The following is a 19863-nucleotide window of genomic DNA, read 5'->3' as shown; positions in this document are numbered from 1 at the left end:
TCCGAGTTTCCTAGAGCTAGCAACCTCCTTCCTAGGCACGAGACGCCTTCGTCAGGAGAAATTGCTAGCTTTCCGGAAACTCTTTGGGGCGAAGGCACTCTATTTTTAAATGCGTTCAGCCTAAGCTCCCTCAAGATAACGTTCTAGGCGACTGAGTCGAAACGTGTTCGCCCTAACCTTCCTCGAGCTAACGACCTCCACCTCCGACGACGAGACGTCGTTCGGTGGAGAAATCGTTAGCCACCGGAAGGTTTAAACGGGCTCACACTCTATTTTCCAAACCTCGTTCCTACTTCTTCGTTACCGTCGAGGATTTGGAAGATGATTTTGGGATCACAGCCGTTGCAAAGGACCATATGTTGGTTAGCCTGCATAATAGTGGCAGCGGCCCGGAGCTTAGTGACCATCCCGCCAGTTCCAAATTGGGTACTACTACCACTTGCGGCTTGTTCTAATTCTGGAGTCATTTCGCTAACGTGACGAATGGGGTGTGCATCGGTAAATTTATGCGGATCACGATCGTAGAAAGCGTCAATATCAGAAAGAACGATTAGCAGATCGGCCTTAATTTTAGTGGCAACCTGAGCAGAGAGTTCATCGTTATCACTGAAAGTGGTGTGGTGATCCAGCTCATCAACCGAAACTGGGTCGTTTTCATTGATAATTGGGACGACTGCATCACTAAGAAGAGTCTCAATTGTATTTAGAATATGCTGACGGCTAACCGGATAATCAAGAACATCGCGGGTTAATAAAATTTGGCCGACCTTAGTCTGGTAGTCCAAGAAGCGTTGGGAATAGATCCGCATTAATTCGGTTTGCCCAATTGCGGCCAAGGCCTGCTGCTGGGCAATTTCAGCTGGTCGTTTTGTTAAGCCAAGGCTAGCAAGACCAACACCAATCGCACCGGAAGAGACTAGAACCATTTCGTACCCCTGATGATTTAAAGTTGCGAGAGTATACGCAAGACGGTCAATCGTTCGTAAATTAACCTGACCATTGGGGTAGATTAAACTACTTGTCCCGACTTTAATGACAATGCGTTGATGCTGCTTTCCCATATTAACCATCCCTTCTAAACAAAAAGCATGCCTAAGTCGAGGCACCAGTTACGGCGTTACCATCCTCGTTCAAAGACATGCTTTACTCTTTTTCAAAAATATTATTTACGTGTTGGATTAGTAATGATTAGGATTCGGAATTATGCAAGTGGCTCTCAGCCGGTGACCACCATTCTCTGGAACTTCCTACTTGGATCATTTGATTGCAGTTTACTTTCTTCTTGGTGAAAAGTCAACTATTTTCTTGATCGAACTTCTCTAATTCCTCAGCTGCACTAGTCCACTCCAATTCGACTTCTTCAGACTGCTCGTTTAACTTATTTAGTTGTTTTTGAAGGTCCGTCAATTTACCAATATCCGTAGCAATTTCAGGTTGGCTCATCTGCTCTTGAAGTGCTTGTTCCTGTTCCTCAAGGGAAGCCATCTGGTTTTCTAACTTGTCAACCTGTCGCTGGAGCTTTCGCCGGGCACGCTGGGTTTCCTTACTTTGCTGGTAAGACTGTTGAGCGCTGGATTTCTTGGGCTTAGCTGTAGAGCTGTCTTGTTGTTCTTGCCCTGCGGTTGAAGCTAATTCCTTATTGACGGCTTCAAGGTAGTCATCATAGTCACCTTCATAATGCTTAATTCCGGTAGCGCTCATGTCAAGAACATCCGTAGCAACCTGGTTAATAAAGTACCGGTCGTGGGAAATAAATAGGACCGTTCCAGGAAACTCGTTAATTGCGTTCTCAAGGACTTCACGACTATCAATATCTAAGTGGTTTGTTGGTTCATCAAGAATTAAGAAGTTAATTGGTTTAAAAGAAAGTTTAGTTAATTCTAAAGGAGCCTTCTCGCCACCGGAAATATCATGGACAAGTTTATAAACATCATCACCAACGAAGAGAAAACTACCAAGGAGAGAGCGAATATCCTTTTCGGGAATGTTTGGATGATCGTCCCAAACTTCATTTAAAACTGATTTTTCGGGATGAAGTTGTTGCTGTTCCTGATCATAGTAACCGATTTGAAGGTTAGCACCTAACTTAATCGATCCGCTAATTAGCGGGATCCGATCCAAAATTGACTTTAGCAGGGTTGATTTACCAATTCCGTTGGGTCCAATAATTCCAACTCGTTGGGGCTTACGAACGGAGAAAGATAATGGCCCGGCAAGCTTCTGATCATTATAACCAACTACCGCGTGATCAACGTCCAGAACTTCATTACCGCTATCCTTATCACTGTGAAAGTGGAAGTGGATTGACCGATCGTCAGTCTCAGGACGATTTAGCCGCTCCATTTTTTCTAATTGTTTCCGGCGCGCTTGGGCACGTTTTGTGGTTGACGCACGGACAATGTTACGGTTGACAAAGTCTTCAAGTTTCGCAATCTTCTTTTGTTGCTGTTCATAGTGCTTCCATTCAGCAGTAAGCCATTCCTGCTTGTGTTGCATAAATTGGGTGTAATTGCCGGTATAATGCCGCAATGTATGGTTATCGAGATCATAAATATCGGAAACAACTCGGTCAAGGAAGTAGCGGTCGTGAGAAACAACAAGGAGAGCGCCCTGATAGCTTTTTAAATAATCTTCTAGCCATGCAAGGACGTTCATATCTAAGTGGTTTGTTGGTTCATCCAGGATCAAAAGGTCAGGAGACTGCAAAAGAATTTTAGCAAGGGCGAGCTTCGTTTTTTGTCCGCCAGATAGGGAGTTGATCGCGGTTTGGTAGTCAGCTTCTCCAAACCCAAAGCCTTTTAAAATTCCCCGCATTCGCGATTCGTACTCAAAACCGCCTCGTTTCTTGAATTCAGCTTGAAGTTGGGAATATTTCTCCGTTGTTAGTTGAAATTCTTTAGTTGCTGGATCAAGTGAAGCTAACTGATCTTCTAACTGGTGAATTTGCTTTTCCATTTTATGGAGGGGAGCAAATACTAGATCAAGTTCAGCCCAGATACTATTTTGGCTGTCTAACCCTTGATCCTGAGCCAGGTAACCGATAGTTAAATCCTTGCTCTTAGAGATTGTTCCTTCATCGGGGCTTGTGATTCCGGCAATCATTTTTAAGAGGGTCGTTTTTCCAGCACCATTGCGACCAACAAGGGCAGTTCGCCCATGTTCTTGAATTTGGAGATTGATGTCATGAAAGAGGACATCCGCGCCAAAACGACGCATTACATTATTGGCTTGCAAAAGAATCATTTTGTTTACCTCGTTCTTCAAAAGATGTACCTTTCCATTATACGCTGGTTGACCTTGATTTCACAAAAATTAACCTGTAAATTACGTTAACGATTAAGCAAACGGAAAATTTTTTGAAAATAATTTTGTTTGAGTGTTCACAATGAGAGAGTTTGTTGCTAGAATAATAAGAGAATTGGATTTCACAAACTAGCAAAATTGAGTAAAGATTTAAAGCTCACTAATGTTGAATAATATAAAAATCGTAGGAGGAATAACAAAGAATGGTTACCAAGAAAATTCCTAAGGCAACGGCCAAACGGTTACCAATTTATTACCGTTACCTTAGTGTACTATTAAGTGCAAACAAACGACGGGTTTCATCGACGGAGCTTTCAGAAGCGGTCCAGGTTGATTCCGCAACCATTCGCCGTGACTTTTCTTATTTTGGTGAATTAGGAAAGCGGGGCTATGGTTATGATGTTGAGAGCCTGCTGAACTTTTTCAAAGGGATCCTAAATCAGGATACCCTTACTAACGTGGCCCTTGTTGGTGTCGGCTCGTTAGGAAGTGCGCTCCTTAATTATAATTTCCATCAAGATACTAACTTACGGATTAGCGCAGCGTTCGATACTAAGCCGGAATTAGCAAATACCGTAAAGAGCGGGATCCCGATTTATCCAGCAAGCGAGATGCAAAAGCAAATTAAGGAACAGCAGATCGATGCCGTGATCTTAACCGTTCCAAGTTCAACTTCTCAAAAGGTTGCTGATCAATTAGTTAGCGTTGGGTTAAAGGGAATTTTGAACTTTACGCCAGTTCGTCTCTCGGTTCCCAAGAATGTTCAAGTGCAAAATATTGACTTGACTAATGAACTTCAAACGTTAATTTACTTCATCAAGAATTATGCTGAAAATAATCATGATGAAAAAACAAACTAAATTATAGAATCGTCGGTAGTTACGTTAACTGTAATTACCGGCGATTTTTTAGTTAGCATCGCCTGAAGAGCATATTGGTTGCAATCAACTCTAAAAATGGTATAGTAGAAAATGTAATTAGCACTTGGTACATGAGAGTGATAATTTGAGTATAGAATTTATCAAAATGGAGGGATTAACGTGTTAAAACCATTAGGAGATCGCGTTCTTCTTAAAGCAGAAACAGAAGAAGAAAAGACTGTTGGTGGCATTGTTCTTGCTTCTAACGTTAAGGAAAAGCCAACTACAGGAAAGGTAATTGCTGTTGGTGCTGGACGGACTTTAGATAATGGCGAAAAGTTAGCACCAGTTGTTAAGGAAGGCGATCGCGTCCTCTTTGATAAGTATGCCGGAAATGAAGTTGAATACGACGGCGAAAAGTACCTCGTTGTTCATGAAAAGGACCTTGTTGCTATTGTTGAATAAGCGACTAAGGTTTAGTAAATGACAGCATTAATATTAATATGAGGTGAATTAAAAAATGGCAAAAGAAATTAAGTTTTCTGAAGATGCACGGAGCTCAATGCTTCGCGGTGTTGATAAGTTAGCTGACACAGTTAAGACCACTATGGGGCCAAAGGGACGGAACGTTGTCCTTGAACAAAGCTATGGTACACCAACCATTACTAATGATGGTGTTACAATCGCCAAGAGCATTGAATTAGAAAATCATTTTGAAAACATGGGTGCTAAGCTTGTTTCAGAAGTAGCTTCCAAGACTAACGATATTGCCGGTGACGGTACTACTACTGCTACCGTTTTGACCCAAGCAATTGTTAATGCCGGGATGAAGAACGTTACTTCTGGTGCTAACCCAGTTGGTATTCGTCGGGGAATTGACAAGGCTACTGAAGCTGCTGTTGAAGCATTAAAGAAGATGTCCCATGACGTTAAGACTAAGGATGACATTGCACAAATCGCTTCAATTTCAGCTGCTAACCCAGAAGTTGGTAAGTTGATTGCCGATGCAATGGAAAAGGTTGGTAACGATGGTGTTATCACTATTGAAGATTCTCGTGGTGTTGAAACCAGTGTTGACGTCGTTGAAGGGATGAGCTTCGATCGCGGTTACATGTCACAATACATGGTTACCGATAATGACAAGATGGAAGCTGATTTGGATAACCCATACATTTTGATTACTGACAAGAAGATTAGCAACATTCAAGACATTTTGCCACTTCTTCAATCAGTTGTTCAAGAAGGTCGTTCACTCTTAATCATTGCTGATGATATTACTGGTGAAGCATTGCCAACCCTTGTCTTGAACAAGATTCGGGGAACCTTTAACGTTGTTGCTGTTAAGGCTCCTGGATTTGGTGACCGGCGGAAGGCTCAATTGCAAGATATCGCTGTTTTGACTGGTGGTACTGTTATTTCTGATGACTTAGGCATGAGCTTGAAGGACGCTACCGTTGATCAACTTGGTCAAGCTAACAAGGTAACCGTTACTAAGGACAGCACTACTATTGTTGATGGTAAGGGTTCCAAGGAAGCAATCACTGAACGGGTTGACCAAATTAAGCAAGCAATCAGTAAGTCAACTTCTGACTTCGACAAGGAAAAGCTTCAAGAACGTCTTGCAAAGCTTTCTGGTGGTGTTGCAGTTGTTAAGGTTGGTGCCGCAACTGAAACCGAATTGAAGGAAAAGAAGTACCGGATTGAAGATGCTTTGAACGCTACCCGGGCTGCCGTTCAAGAAGGTTTCGTTCCTGGTGGTGGTACTGCCTTAGTAAACGTTCTTCCAGCATTAGATGACATTAAGGCTACTGGCGATGAAGCTACTGGTGTTAACATCGTTAAGGATGCTTTGGAAGCACCGGTTCGTCAAATTGCTGAAAACGCCGGTGTTGAAGGCTCAGTAATTGTTAACCAATTAAAGAGCGAAAAGCCAGGAATTGGTTACAACGCTGCTGATGGCAAGTTTGAAGATATGGTTGAAGCCGGAATTGTTGACCCAACCAAGGTTACCCGTTCTGCACTTCAAAACGCTGCATCAGTATCCGCATTGTTGTTGACTACTGAAGCAGTTGTTGCTGACAAGCCAGAACCAAATGATAACCAAACTCCAGCTCCTCAACCAGGTGCCGGAATGGGTGGAATGATGTAATTCCGCTAATCACAAATTAAATTTAATTAATTAAAAGACTGTCGGTCCTTCGTTAAAAAACAAGGGGCTGACAGTCTTTTTGCTTATCGTTTGATTTGTTGGAATTAGTTTTCAATAGGTTAAATTGATCGTATAATTAATTAAATCGATTGAAATTATAGTTTTAATTATTAGATAGTTAGCTAATGGGGAGGAAATGGACATTGTCTAGTAGAAATACTCAAGAATATTTACGTAAAATGGAAAAGCAACGTCAACGTTTCGGATTAAGAAAACTTACAGTTGGCGTTGCTTCAGTTTTACTAGGAACTACTATTGTTATTGGAGGAAGTACGGTAGCTCACGCTGATAGCAATTCGCCGGTGAAGCCTGAAACGGGTTCTTCGGAAAGTGCCTCCTCTTCAGCGGTAGCTATTCAGTCTGAAAAGACGGTTAGTTTGTCAAATAAGCAAGGCGATAATGCCCAGAATTCGGAGAAATCAAAGTCAACTGCGGAAACGACAACCCTTAATTCAGACCAGACACAACAACCACTTACGCAAGATGCGGTTAAGGAACAGAAAAACCAAGACGGGGATAGCCAAGTAAAACATACTGAATTTACGGCTGATAAGACTGATATTAATTCAGGTAATGACATTACCTTTAACTTCAATACCAATGAGGCTAAGGCTGGGGACATTTACAAAGTTGTCATCCCCGAAACCAGTGATGGCTTTGACGCAACCGACTCAGATGGCAATGGAATTGATACAGTTGATTTTGGTCAATTCCAAGGTGATTACGGGAACGGAAGTTTAGCTTACGATAAAGCTAATAAACAGTGGGTACTAACTGATACTTTTACTAAGGATAATGCCAATACGCAGCCAATTATTTTGTCTACAAATAGTTCTTTTGACACAAGTAAGCTTCATTCAACTGGTACATTTAAACGTAAGGCTTATTTGTATAAGAATGACCAATTACTTAAGACAGTTGAATTTAATCAAAAAATTTCTACTTATGTAAGTTTAGCTTGGAAACATAAAGACGGTGTATATTCTAGTAATGAAGCCATATATACAACTGCAGGTAAAGAAGTAACGAATAAGGCAATTCTGGCTAATACTGATTATGTTTGGAAACCGGTTATTAGTACTTTTTATCCGCAATTTAATCATGGAACAACATTGGAAATTCCGATGCCGGATCATTTTGTCTTAAATACAGCTGCTACTAATAATGCAATTGCTGACTTGAGAAAATCATATAATGCTTCTGTAACTCAGGATGGTAATGTCGTAAAGATTAATTTGCCACAATTGTCTAACGAACAGCTAAAAAATCTAAAGATTAGATATTCATCTTCTTTAAATTTTGAGATCATTGGCCAGTTTAAGATGGATGTCCCCAAGGGAGATACTCCGCTAGCAAGTAATGTTAATCCTAAAGTAACCCAAGAAACAGGAAGCAATGATAGTGTAAGCGATATAGTTAACCCTGTGTCAGTAATAATTCTGGGACAAGACCATGGATTGGATAAGATTCCAGCGGGTGATATATTCTCAGGCAACATTGAACCGGATACTTATGAATATGATCAAAATGGCAATCAGGATACTAGTAAGCCTGTAACGGCAATTGAAAATAAGACTAATCATGATTTGAATAAAAACATCGATATTATCAATAGCAGTCCCTATGACTTATCCGATGTTCAGGCAACAATTGATGTTCCTGATGGAATGGATATTAGTGGCTTATCGGTGAATGATACAAGACACAGTTTCTCTTACACCTTTACTTTAGAGGATGGCAGTAAGCAGACAGGGACGTTTAATACAGGTAGTTTATCAACATTACTTAGCACAACTGCTGGAAAGAAGATCAAAAAAGTTCAATTAGTATTTGACAAACTAATTGCCTTTGATTCAGTAAATAATTTTGGCTTAAACGGGGTTTTGGCTAAGAACTATCAAGATGGCTCTGAAGTAAAAGCAGGTAATAACTTACATACTGAACTTCATTTAACTGCCAATGGAATTGCATCACCAGATGAGCTAGCCACCTTTACCCAAAATCAGAAAATTGTTGAAAAAAATTCCGGTAAAGCCTGAAATTCATTACAATCAGATTAGTGCATCGGGATCCCAGACCAATAAGCAACCTGGAACCAAGAATGCTGGATCTATATATTCCTATGCGAGCGATCTCTTAAATGATCCAGAAAAATTGACCTATTATGTGGTACTGCCAACTAATGCAGTCTTTAATAGTGCAGACTTACCTAAGAATACAAAGATGTCTGAACTGAGAATTAATGGGCGGAATGTTGTTAAGATTGTGGGTGATTTTAGTCAGAAAAATACAGGTACACAATGGACAATCAACCTAGATAATTCTAATTTAATTACTCATAATAACTTGAGTAGTAATTATCAGGTCTATGTAGTATTGCCTGATGGTGAAAATGTTCATTATAAAGATCGTTTAACGGACACTGATAAGCTGCCTTTTGTAGAGAACTCTACTAATGCCTATCAGCTTGCTTGGGGTGATTGGAATGTTATTGCCGCAACAGGTGTTTATCCAAAAACTCAAGCCCAAGGTAACCAAAATAAAGATTTAACCATGCAAGGTCAATCTGATGATAAGGGTCCATCAGAAATGACATTTTCTAATGTTTTAGTTAATTCTGAATCCAAGGCAGAACATGATGCAGTGATTATTGCTCATGTTCCTGGAACGGATGATACAAAGTCTGAATTTGATTTTAAGCTGAAGGATGGAAATTCAGCTAAAGTAAAAAACATTACTACTAACCAAACTGTATCTCAGGGAGTACGAATTTATTATTCAACAGAAAATCTAGATTTAACTCAGCTTAATTCAGATGACTCTGACCTGATGGCCCACTTTGTTAGTGCTGATCAAATAAACGACTGGTCAAAGGTTAAGACCGTTATGGCCACGATTGCTGAAATTCCAGGGGATACAGTTTATGGCCTTAATCTTGATGGCTATGCCCCTAATTTTGTTCGTGATAATAATAAGACGGCATATGCTTCTTCTGTTGTATGGACAGATTTACTAAAGCCAATTGTAATAGCTGCCGGAAGTAAGGATTCTGCTTCAGTTACAATTACAGGTCAATCAACTGTAAACTTTAAGCTACACTTTAATGATAATAGTCAGGCAGATATCGCTATTCCTGAATTAAGTCATGCTTACCAAGATGGTAAAGATACAATGCAAAAGGCCGACTTTATTAAAGCAACTAAGAATAGTGACTTTGATGATGCCGTTAAGAATAAGGATTATACTTTAATCCCTAAAGCAGTGATCGATGCAATTCCGAATGGATATGTATTGGATGTTGAATCTGGTGCTAACATTGAAAATTCAAATGCTAAGTATCCAGACAATCGTGCAAATAATCCGGCCGAATTTGGCAAAACGGTAATGTATGATTTTGATGGCGACACGGTTGTTTATAATCTGGTTAAGGCAGAGACTTTTACTAAGAAAATAATAGTTAAAAGAATTGTTAAATTTGAAGATATTGATAATCCTGGTGTACCACTTAAGCCAGACGATAATAAGGAATTAGATCCGGTTGAAATTTCAGGAACATATAACCCATTAACAGGGAAAGTATTAACCGTTAATGATCTTTCAGATAGTAGTGATAGGTTAACTTTAGCAAAATATGAATTTCCGGATGTATTAGATGATTTAATATACCAGAATGCTAATACCAGAACTGGCCAACTAGATCAAAATAATTGGACAACAATTGAGGTTCCAGGCTCAATATTAGCCGCTTATATTAATAATACTTTGAATAGTAATAACATTAGTTCAGATACCCCCGGTGAAATGTACAATGTTAGTGATAATGGTGTTAAAAGAGTAACTAGTAACAAAGTTCCAGCAAACACCTTTGAATTTGATCAAAACATCGTCATTAAGTATGGACTTAACCACGCTAATTTGGTTTTGATAGGTCAAGGATTAGGTAAACCAAATCAGATATTAGATTCATCGTCTGGTAAGAATAGTGATACAGATATCAAGTTCAAGCTAACTGATGCTGATTTGAAGCGTGATGGCTATAACTATAAGATTTACTATTCTGATAATAATCTATATACTATTTCTCAAGACTATGAAAGTACAGAAGGTGAAGTTGTTCATTCATTCTCACAATCATCTTTATTGAGCCGCGTAGCTCAAGGAACCCTTTCAGCTTATGCTAATTTAGCTGATGCACTAAAAGATAACGGGAAATATGATTCAATTGTCGATGGAAATGATCTTGCAAATTATTCACAAAATTTCTTCGTAGTTTATACGCCAGTTCAGGAAAGAAAACAAGGATTCTATATCTTGAGCGATAATGATCCGTATAGAAGGGATCACGTAACAAAGAAGTTTGCTTTGCCTGAAACGACAGAGGATGCTGATAAATCAGGTACTGATTACTTTAAGATGCAAGGTGAGACAGGAAATACTGTTTTACCATATAAAGCTGATGGTGTCACTGCTGCTTATAATTCTTTATATAATAACGGGAGTCCAGTTAACTATTCTTATGGTCAATCTGATTATGATGAAAATGGAAATCAAATTACACACACACCATCTGTACCGCAGGATGATCCTAACCCATACTTAAGCCAGTTACCGGTATACCAACGTACTGGTTATCGTATTGATAAAGCAAGTTATGCGTACACCGATTCTCAAGGAAAGAAGCATGAACTTACATTTACTGCAGAATTGACGAAGAATTATGATCTGAGTCAAGGATTATCAGGCTTTTATTATTCTAGTGATAGTATTTTACTGCCCATTCTTAATTATTTAGTTAGTGGCCCTTCACAATATGGTGGGGATAATAAACTTTATTTAACTCCAGATGGGTATACAGCAGAAACGACACCATACAAAGTAAAAATTACTGGTGATGAAAATTGGAAAGTATCGACTGATGAATCGGGACGTCAGTATATCAGTATTCCAGCTGATCAAACTTGGGCTTTTGATAATACTGAATATGATGCTAAAAAGATGCAGGATCCTAGTCCGCAAATTTTGAATTTACACTATGCTCCTATTCCATTGCCAGAGGACGGTAGTGGTGCGAAGGTACAAATTCACTATGTGGATGTAACTGGAGTAGATCACCTGAATCCAGAGAATCAAGGAATCAACTATAAACTTGATCCTTCAACAAGTAAGTATGGTGTTTATATGGGGCAAGAATTAGAAACAGATGCTCAAGGAAATCCACCATCAATCTTTAACTTAGCTAATGTTGATCAAACCTTTGATAATACAAATAAAGATAATGATATTATCTCTAAATTAGCTAAAGAGGGATATGTCGTTGTTCAACGTGATAAGCAAACTCGTGGTAAGCATCAATTTGATGTTTTAGACAGTGATCAGGGTAATGGATCATATGACGGAAATGATGCGGGGATGAGATATGCTGGAGCTTTATATGCAACATTGAATTACTATGTATTCCTTAAGAAGCAGGCTAAATATCCAGCAAACTATCAAGTCCTTGTAGAAGACGAAAATGGTAAGGTTGACGATAATCCATTAATAACAACCACAAAACTAGGTGTTGGTGGTCAAGATGAAGATATTGCTACTAGTTTGTCTGATCCATCAGGTAAGAGTTCAGAAACTTTAGCGCAGAAATATCAAAGTATCATAGACAATTTGGCCAAAGAATTTCCAAACTATAATGTTGTTTTGAAAACGTCAGCAGGTAGTAATTTAAAGGTAACCGATAAGATCAATGGTAACTTTAGTGAAACTGAACCTAGGTTATTTACTATCTACGTTACTCACAAGCAGGGGAACGTAAATATCCACTACATTGATGTTAATGGCAAGGAATCTGATGGTCACTTCAAGCCTAGTGATGGTACGGAAATTTCAGGTACTCTGCAAAGTATTACTGATAAGAATTATGGTGATAAATACACCAACACGCTTTGGGATTATGCTAAACATAATTATGTTTTAGCGGAAGCTGTTCCTGACTCTGCAACAAGCGGTACAATTTCCAAACCTACTGATGATGTTTATGTTTACTTGAAGCATAAAGCGGTTAAGGTAACTCCAAAGACAACCGATGTACCAAAAGATAAGGATGGTAAACCAGCCGTTGATCCATCTACATTAACAGTTACTGTTACTCGTGACGTATATTACAAGGCTAACTCGAAAGACGGCAAAGACCTACAAAACAAGACAACTCAAACAGCTAAATTTAATGGAGAAGTTTGGGTAGATGCCGTTACGGGTAAGAAAGTTGCTGAGCACGAAACGATTGCAGATAAGGATGGTAATAAAGTTGAAGCTGCTAAGGGTGTAGAAGGCGAGAGTGTCGCTGTCAAATGGAGCCCAGTAGCCCCTGCAAAGGACGATCAGGTAACTGTTAATAATGGCAATATTTCCTTAGATGAGATCAATACGCCACAAGTGATTGGCGAAGGTAAGGATGCTTGGTATTTGGTATCACAAGAGAATAACGGTGAACAAACCCTAGATTCTGATTGGCAAGCTGCCTTAAAGAATGGAACGCTTACTGGTAAAGACGGTCAGTTTAAAGTCAAAGACGGCTACCTAGTTTACAAGCAAGAGGGTAGTTACAGCATCCATTACCGTGATGTAACTGATTTAGTAGCTAAAGGTCAGACAGATAGCTTTAAGCCAACTGACGGTAATGATTTAGGTCATGAAGTTACTAACATTAATGGCATTGTGGGTGAAAAACCTGATAGAACTGCCGATTTATGGAAGAATTATGAAGATGATGGTTATGTTTTAGTATCAGAGCCGGATCAATTAGGGAAACAACCACTCTCTGAAGATACACCAGATCAATACATTTACTTAATGAGAGTTGCTAATAAGCAAACTGAAACTAAGCAAGCAGAACGGACCATTCACTATGTTGGTATTGTTAATGATAGCGATGACGTAACTCAAGGTCAGGAGTTGAAAGAACCGACTACACAGAAAGTAACTTTAACTGGTACTTACTACACTGACCATGATGGTAACCGTGTTAATACGAAGACCGTTACTATTAATGGTCAACAATACGATGTCGTTGTTGAGCCAACTGCCGAAAATCCTGCTAAAGAAACTTGGATAATTGATGGTGAGCATTCCGGTGTTACCGAAAACAATGGCAAGTATGAGTTTGCTAAAGCAGATACGCCAGATACTATTGGCGAAAGTAATGATCAATGGCAACACAAAGTTACCTTGGATAAGAATACAGGTGTTGTTGCTGTTGATCCAACAGGGATGGAATGGCCAAAGAACAATACTTTGCCAGATGGTTATGTTGTTTACATGCAATTGCCACAACCAACACAGCCGACGCAAGTTACGCAGCCAACACAGGTCACGCAACCAACGCAAGTAACGCAGCCAACGCAAGTAACGCAGCCGACGCAGGTGACGCAGCCAACGCAAGTAACGCAGCCAACGCAGGTAACACAGCCGACGCAAGTGACGCAGCCAACGCAGGTAACCCAGCCAACGCAGGTAACCCAGCCAACGCAGGTAACGCAACCAACGCAGGTCACCCAGCCAACGCAAGTGACGCAACCAACGCAGGTAACGCAACCAACACAAGTAACGCAGCCAAACCAGGTTACCCAACCGACGCAAGTTACACAAACAACAGGTGACCAACCAAGGGCAGTTAATCAAGGCCAAGCTTCTGACTTACCAGTAATGGCTAACAAGCAAAAGAATGCTCAGTTACCTCAAACCGGTAATGAAAATAATCATAGTGCATTAGTACTAGGAATTATGGGATTACTCTCTGCGTTTGGACTTGGTAAAATTAGTCAGAAACGGCGTAATTAATTTAATAGTAAGAAACTAATAATTGTTTCTTTTAAACTATTAAAATGCCTTCAGAATTTAACTCTGGAGGCATTTTTTTGCGTGAAAAATTATTTAATTATGCTTTTTTGAGAAAAGCCTGCCACTTTTTAGCGACCTCATTAAAGGAAAATTTAGCGGCGGCATGTTGAGCATTTTGCGTGTATCGGTGAAATAGTTTAGGGTTAACCAGTAACTGGCGCAAACTTTGATAAAGGGCGTCACAGTCATTAGCGGGAAGCAATTTGCCACTAATATTATTATCAATAATTTCAGCGGGGCCGTAATTAATATCATAACTAATTGCTGGACAACCATGCCCCTGCGATTCTAATAGGGCCATGGCGAATCCTTCATACTGGCTGGTAAGTATTTCAGCTTGAGCAGTTTCGTAAACACGGGTTAGATCATGTTGATAACCACAGAAATGAATGTAATGGTCAGCACCTTGATGATTAACGATCTTTTTAAGTTCGTTCGCTGTTTGATAATTATTCCAACCATCAGAATAGCCGTAGATCTCTAATTGTACTTTAGGGAAATCCTTATGAAGGCGAATGATAACATTAATTAGTTGATCGAGTTGTTTAACCTTTGTAAGACGAGCAACAGCGATAAAATGACCAGCCTGCCGTTGGGTCGCCGGAATATCTTTTTCAAGTTGTGCTTGACTAAGGAAGGTTACCGGAAGATCAAAGCTCATATTGGTATTGAAACGGCGACTGGCATCCATTGCTTCGCGTTTCGTTGATGAGATTAATCCGGTTAGTTGTCCTTGAGTTAGCATATCACTAATGGGCTGGTAAACAGGTGAGATCTCACTGTTGCTTTGTCCGTCCACGGTAAATGCAGAGTGAAAAACCTGGTAGCGTCGAGGAGAAGTATTCATTAACCGAAAAGCAGCTAATGTCACGTCAGAACGATCGTTAATTAATAGTGCGTCAGGATCATCAGTAACTAACTGGTCAAGAAAGTATGCGCGAAACTCGTTTTGGTTATCAAATTGTAATTCTTGATTCTGATCAACTAATTGGATCAGAGTAAGAACGGGGACGTTTCCTTGACCACCACGATAATGATAAGTTATTTTGACCGCTCCTGACTGGTCATAGTACTGCCGACAAACTAGCCGAGCGCGATCTTCAAAGAATTCGGTATAAGTTTTACAGCCACAATCATAGTAATCACGTCGATCAGTAAACCCATACTGATCTAAATAATCGACATAGTAAAGACGGTTATTATCTTGATTTACTCTAATTCTGACTTTTCCATTGCGTTCAGCCTGGTTGCCTTTTACCTGATAGCCTGGAACATTTAAAATTTGCTTAATAAGGGATTGATCGAAGTTCGGCTCCATATGATAAGGAAGTCGTTGATAAAATTGGAAAAGATTAATTACCCGTCCGCTAGTACCTAGCTTGTTCTCGGCGTCAAGATGAGCAAAATTATAATACATGGTTACAATTTTAGCTGGTTGATGAAGGTGATCAAAAATTTGTAGTCGCTTAACTTGAGCTAGTTCAATTGCTGAAGTTTTGATGTCTTCACGGCTAGTGATGAAGTAATTCATAATTATGCCTTTCGTTTTAGACCATTTTAACAAAAAAACTGGAAGTTAACTCTTAAATTCAGAATAGTCATCCCGAATAATAAAGTTAACTTCCAGTATTCAACTAGGCATCCATTACAACTAGCTTATTGCCGTTAACCTGATCATCAGTAAGCTGGCAAGAATGAAGGTTAAAGTCGTTGTAAAGGTTATAGTAGTAAGTCTTGGTCTTGGCGGAGTAGCAAGCGGTATAAACGGTGTACTCATACTTTCCCTTAACGTTAACAACGCTTCCTTTAACCATAGCAACAGCTTTAAGAATGTTGAAGAATTTTGCTACGTTTGCAGTTTCGCCTTCAACTGTAGGATAGTTAGCATTTAAATATGCAGCCTTAACAAACCGTGATGCTGGAACGCTGTCACCAGGGAGACCGATGCTTCCAGTCCCAACACCCAGTGGAATGATATTTTGCTTTGTCCAGGTCTGTGGCTTAGCATCATGAGGAGTTAAGCCAGTGTAATTACAAAGATTAGTCATTTGCCATGCAAAGTCAGGACTGTTAGTGAGGACTCCTAGATGGTTTTCAAATACACGTAAACCATATTGTCGTGATTGTTCAAGGACGATGGCTTCGTGCTGATCACTGATAAGCCAGTGAAGTGGAGCAACCGGAAGAGAGTCAATCAGAGCTTTATTAACCAAGTTAACGTTCTTAAGCGCCTGTTTAACTTCTGCAACTGACGAAAATTCTTGGGTGACCCACATCATTAGTTCATAAGGAGCGAGGTTAGTTTTACCATCAACCGGACCGTCACTAAATTGAGCATAGTGAGGGAAATTCAGACCAGCAATGCACAATCCATCTTCATTACAGCAGTCAAAGTATAGTGGGTAATCATCCATGACGATTCCCATCCCGATCGTGGCTTTAACGGTTTTACTATCGTCTAAGAACTTATACGGAAGCGGATAGTTACGAGGAGTGATGATTAACTTTTTACCGTAATCAATTCCGACATCTAAGTTTCGTCCAAAATATAAATTTCCTTCTGGATCAGTAAATCTTAAACCTGTACACATATTAAAGACCTCCATTAATTAGTTTCTTTATGACTAGCTATATATTGTTTCTGGTAACGCTTGATCCGAACAACGGCAAAGACTAAGAGGATGAAGCCGATAATGACGAATGCCATCATAAAGTACCAAGCAACGGTAAAGTTGGCTTTTCCCTTGATGATGCCGAAAAGGGGAGCAACGATAGCGTATCCAATGGCATAAGCTAAACCAATATATCCAAGCATGACCCCTTGTTCACGAGAACCAAACAGATCCTTTGCCATGAATGCTGGTCCTGACATATAGCTGAAAACAGCCAATCCACAGAATATCGCATATGCAATTCCGGCAACTTTACTGATGTGGGCACCGAATGGTTGATGACTAACGAAAATCATCATGGCAATAGAAAGAACGTACATACAACCTGCGTATGCCATTGACTTTGCTGTTCCGAGTTTATCGAAAAGAATTCCACCAGAAACATTACCGATTAGACAGCCAATTCCGTACATTGAACCAATTAAGCCGACTTCAGTTAGGGAAAGCTTAGTATCAAGGAATGCAGCGTAATCTTCATTTAATGAGGCCAAACCGAGACCGATAATTAAGAAGCCGAGACTAAATACCCAAAATTCTTTCATTTTAAGAACTTCTTTACCAGTCCAACCTTGAAATTCCTTGGCTTTCTTTTCGGCAGCGGCAGCTTTTCCCGCTTTGATTTCAGCTTCCGAAACAACTTCTTCGTCTTTCTTTGGCGTCCGAATAAAGCAGGCAATAATTATACCGGTAATTAGCAAAGCAATGGCGAAGTAGAAGAATGGGGCCATTGAAAGTAAGTGACCAGTTTTAGTATTTCCTGTCATATAATGCTTTAAAATTCCCTGAGTAATTGGCTGTAAGAAAATGTTACCGATTGAGCCACCACAAAAGGCAATTCCTAAAGCAGCACCCCGGCCCTTTAGTGGGAACCAGTGATTAATAACCCACGGAACCCCTTGACCGGAGAAGAACGTTGAACCAATCATACAAACAATCGCTGCCGTATAAAAACCAGAAAGCTTGGTACTAAAGCCAAAGATAACGTAGGCTAATGCAGATAAGGCAATCCCAATAATATACATTAACCGAAAGTTAAACTTTTGCAGGCCTTTACCAATAAATGGTGAGGTAATTGAAGCGGCAACCGCCCCAAAAGTGAAAATTAGGGTATAGGAAGCAAGTGTAAAGTGAAATGTGTTAACCAATGGGTGAATAAATAGTGGCTGAATATTTTGGGCAATCCCATAAGGAATGGCCTGAGTTAGCATACATAGGAAGACCATGAAATATTTATAGGCGTTACTAACTGTCCGTGTAGGATGGTTCGCCGTTGATGATGAACTAGGCAATTTAATTCCTCCTTTATGCATTAGAACTAATGGTTACCGTTAATAAGTTCTTTCTGACGATGCTTTATTTTGACAGCAGCAGAAACAAGCAGCAGGAAACCAATAACAACAAAGATCATCATTACACACCATGCAACTGTAAAATTAGCGCTATCACGGATCATTCCGAAAAGAGGTGCGCCAACCGCAAAACCAATTGCATAGGCTAAACCAATATATCCAAGCATAACCCCCTGTTCTTTGGCACCAAAAAGATCCTTGGCCATAAAGGCAGGTCCTGACATATAACTAAAGACTGCTAATCCAGTGAAGATGGCATAGCCACATCCCGCAATCATATTCATCTTATTACCGAAGGAGAGAAAACTAATAATAATCATCATTAAAATAGCTAGGACATACATTACTCCGGCGTAAGACATTGATTTAGCGGTACCAAATTTATCAAAGAGGATCCCACCGGTGATATTACCAATTAATCCCCCGACACCGTACATTGATCCAATTAGACCAACCTTTGTAAGGGTCAACTTAGTATCAAGGAAGGCAGCGTAGTCTTCGTTAAGTGAGGCTAAACCAAGGCCGATAATCAAGAAACCAATACTGAAGATCCAGAATTCTTTCATCCGAATAACTTCCTTACTTGTCCAGCCTTGAAATTCACTGGCCTTTTTCTTTGCTGCGGCTTCTTTACCAGCTTTAATTTCGGCTTCCGAAACAACTGTCTCATCTTTCTTTGGTGTTCGAATAAAGAAAGTAATAATTAAACCAACAATTAATAACATTCCAGCAAAGTAGAAAAATGGAGCCATGGAAATTAGGTGACCAGTCTTTGCATTACCAGTCATGTAGTGACTAAGAAGATTTTGGGTAATTGGCTGCATGAAGATATTACCGATTGAACCACCACAAAAGGCTACTCCTAACGCAGCACCACGACCTTCAAATGGAAACCAGTGGTTAATAACCCATGGCACACCTTGACCAGAATAGAATGTTAAACCGATCATACAGAGAATTCCAGCAGCGTAAAACTCGGGAAGCTTAGTGCTGATTCCAAAAACAACGTAAGCCAATGCTGATAAGATGATCCCGATAAGATACATCAGCTTAAAATTGAATTTTTCTAAGCCTTTACCAATAAATGGCGAGGTAAACGAAGCAGCAACCGCTCCGAAGGTAAAAATTAACGTGTATGAAGCTAACGTAAAATGAAAAGTATTAACGATTGGGTGTACAAACAATGGTTGAATTGTTTGTGCTACTTCATACGGAATAGCTTGAGTTAACATACAAAGAAAAACCATAAAGTATTTATACTTTTTGCTAACAACGATCTCATCAGATCGTTTGGTAGCATGATCAATCATTTTTTTCTCCCATCATCTTAATCTACAACAAATATCACTTATATTATCAAACGATGTACGAAATAAATCAATTAAAACGAAATAGTATTATATCATACAAAAAATAAATAATAGTTATACGTTTATCAAAAAATCTAGCTCTTTTTCGATTTGGCAGATTGTAAAATTTAAGTTGAACATTTAAGTAGACAGAAAAACCCATCAAGGTCTTTAATGGTGTTACCACAACATTCCATTAGAAAGAAGGACCTTAATGGGCACCACTATTTT

General features: G+C 39.6%; 11 protein-coding genes. 5 read left to right on the top strand and 6 right to left on the bottom strand.

Annotated features, from left to right (window positions below):
• Positions 1-269: 269 nt before the first annotated feature.
• A complete protein-coding gene (gene proB, locus HUK49_RS05860; RefSeq protein ID WP_413230868.1) occupies positions 270-1070 on the bottom strand; it encodes a glutamate 5-kinase in 801 nt (266 codons plus the stop codon).
• Between the two features lie 223 nt (positions 1071-1293).
• Positions 1294-3243 carry an ABC-F family ATP-binding cassette domain-containing protein gene (locus HUK49_RS05855; RefSeq protein WP_191913009.1) on the bottom strand — a complete coding sequence of 650 codons (1950 nt, stop codon included), beginning with the start codon at positions 3241-3243 and terminating at the stop codon, positions 1294-1296.
• A gap of 263 nt (positions 3244-3506) precedes the next feature.
• On the opposite strand from HUK49_RS05855, the gene HUK49_RS05850 reads away from it, so the two are divergent.
• The 5 genes from HUK49_RS05850 (at position 3507) to HUK49_RS05830 (ending at position 14202) form a co-directional block, all read left to right on the top strand.
• On the top strand, positions 3507-4163 hold the full coding sequence (locus HUK49_RS05850) for a redox-sensing transcriptional repressor Rex (RefSeq protein WP_191913008.1): 657 nt from the start codon (positions 3507-3509) through the stop codon (positions 4161-4163).
• A gap of 180 nt (positions 4164-4343) precedes the next feature.
• Positions 4344-4628: a co-chaperone GroES gene (gene groES, locus HUK49_RS05845; RefSeq protein WP_102168655.1), complete on the top strand. Its 285-nt coding sequence runs from the start codon at positions 4344-4346 to the stop codon at positions 4626-4628.
• 55 nt (positions 4629-4683) lie between these two features.
• A complete protein-coding gene (gene groL, locus HUK49_RS05840; RefSeq protein ID WP_102168656.1) occupies positions 4684-6312 on the top strand; it encodes a chaperonin GroEL in 1629 nt (542 codons plus the stop codon).
• Positions 6313-6515: 203 nt separating this feature from the next.
• Entirely contained in the window at positions 6516-8411 is a 1896-nt protein-coding gene (locus HUK49_RS11245) for a YSIRK-type signal peptide-containing protein (protein ID WP_235981010.1), read from the top strand.
• Positions 8386-14202: an LPXTG cell wall anchor domain-containing protein gene (locus tag HUK49_RS05830; RefSeq protein WP_191913007.1), complete on the top strand. Its 5817-nt coding sequence runs from the start codon at positions 8386-8388 to the stop codon at positions 14200-14202. The genes HUK49_RS11245 and HUK49_RS05830 overlap by 26 nt, the downstream gene beginning before the upstream one ends.
• A 97-nt stretch (positions 14203-14299) precedes the next feature.
• Here HUK49_RS05830 and HUK49_RS05825 read toward each other — a convergent pair whose 3' ends face one another.
• The 4 genes from HUK49_RS05825 to HUK49_RS05810 all read right to left on the bottom strand — a co-directional run bounded on the left by HUK49_RS05825 (position 14300) and on the right by HUK49_RS05810 (position 19593).
• A complete protein-coding gene (locus HUK49_RS05825) occupies positions 14300-15793 on the bottom strand; it encodes a glycosyltransferase (protein ID WP_191913006.1) in 1494 nt (497 codons plus the stop codon).
• Positions 15794-15896: 103 nt separating this feature from the next.
• Entirely contained in the window at positions 15897-16853 is a 957-nt protein-coding gene (gene bsh / locus HUK49_RS05820) for a choloylglycine hydrolase (protein WP_102169216.1), read from the bottom strand.
• A gap of 14 nt (positions 16854-16867) precedes the next feature.
• Positions 16868-18157: a conjugated bile salt MFS transporter gene (locus HUK49_RS05815; protein ID WP_191913038.1), complete on the bottom strand. Its 1290-nt coding sequence runs from the start codon at positions 18155-18157 to the stop codon at positions 16868-16870.
• Positions 18158-18249: 92 nt separating this feature from the next.
• Positions 18250-19593 carry a conjugated bile salt MFS transporter gene (locus tag HUK49_RS05810; protein WP_191913005.1) on the bottom strand — a complete coding sequence of 448 codons (1344 nt, stop codon included), beginning with the start codon at positions 19591-19593 and terminating at the stop codon, positions 18250-18252.
• Between the last annotated feature and the right edge of the window lie 270 nt (positions 19594-19863).

It is taken from the genome of Limosilactobacillus portuensis (assembly GCF_014838735.1).
Taxonomy (GTDB): Bacteria; Bacillota; Bacilli; order Lactobacillales; family Lactobacillaceae; genus Limosilactobacillus; species Limosilactobacillus portuensis.
Note: the sequence above shows the minus strand (reverse complement) of the source record. Positions and strands in the feature narration are given on the sequence as shown.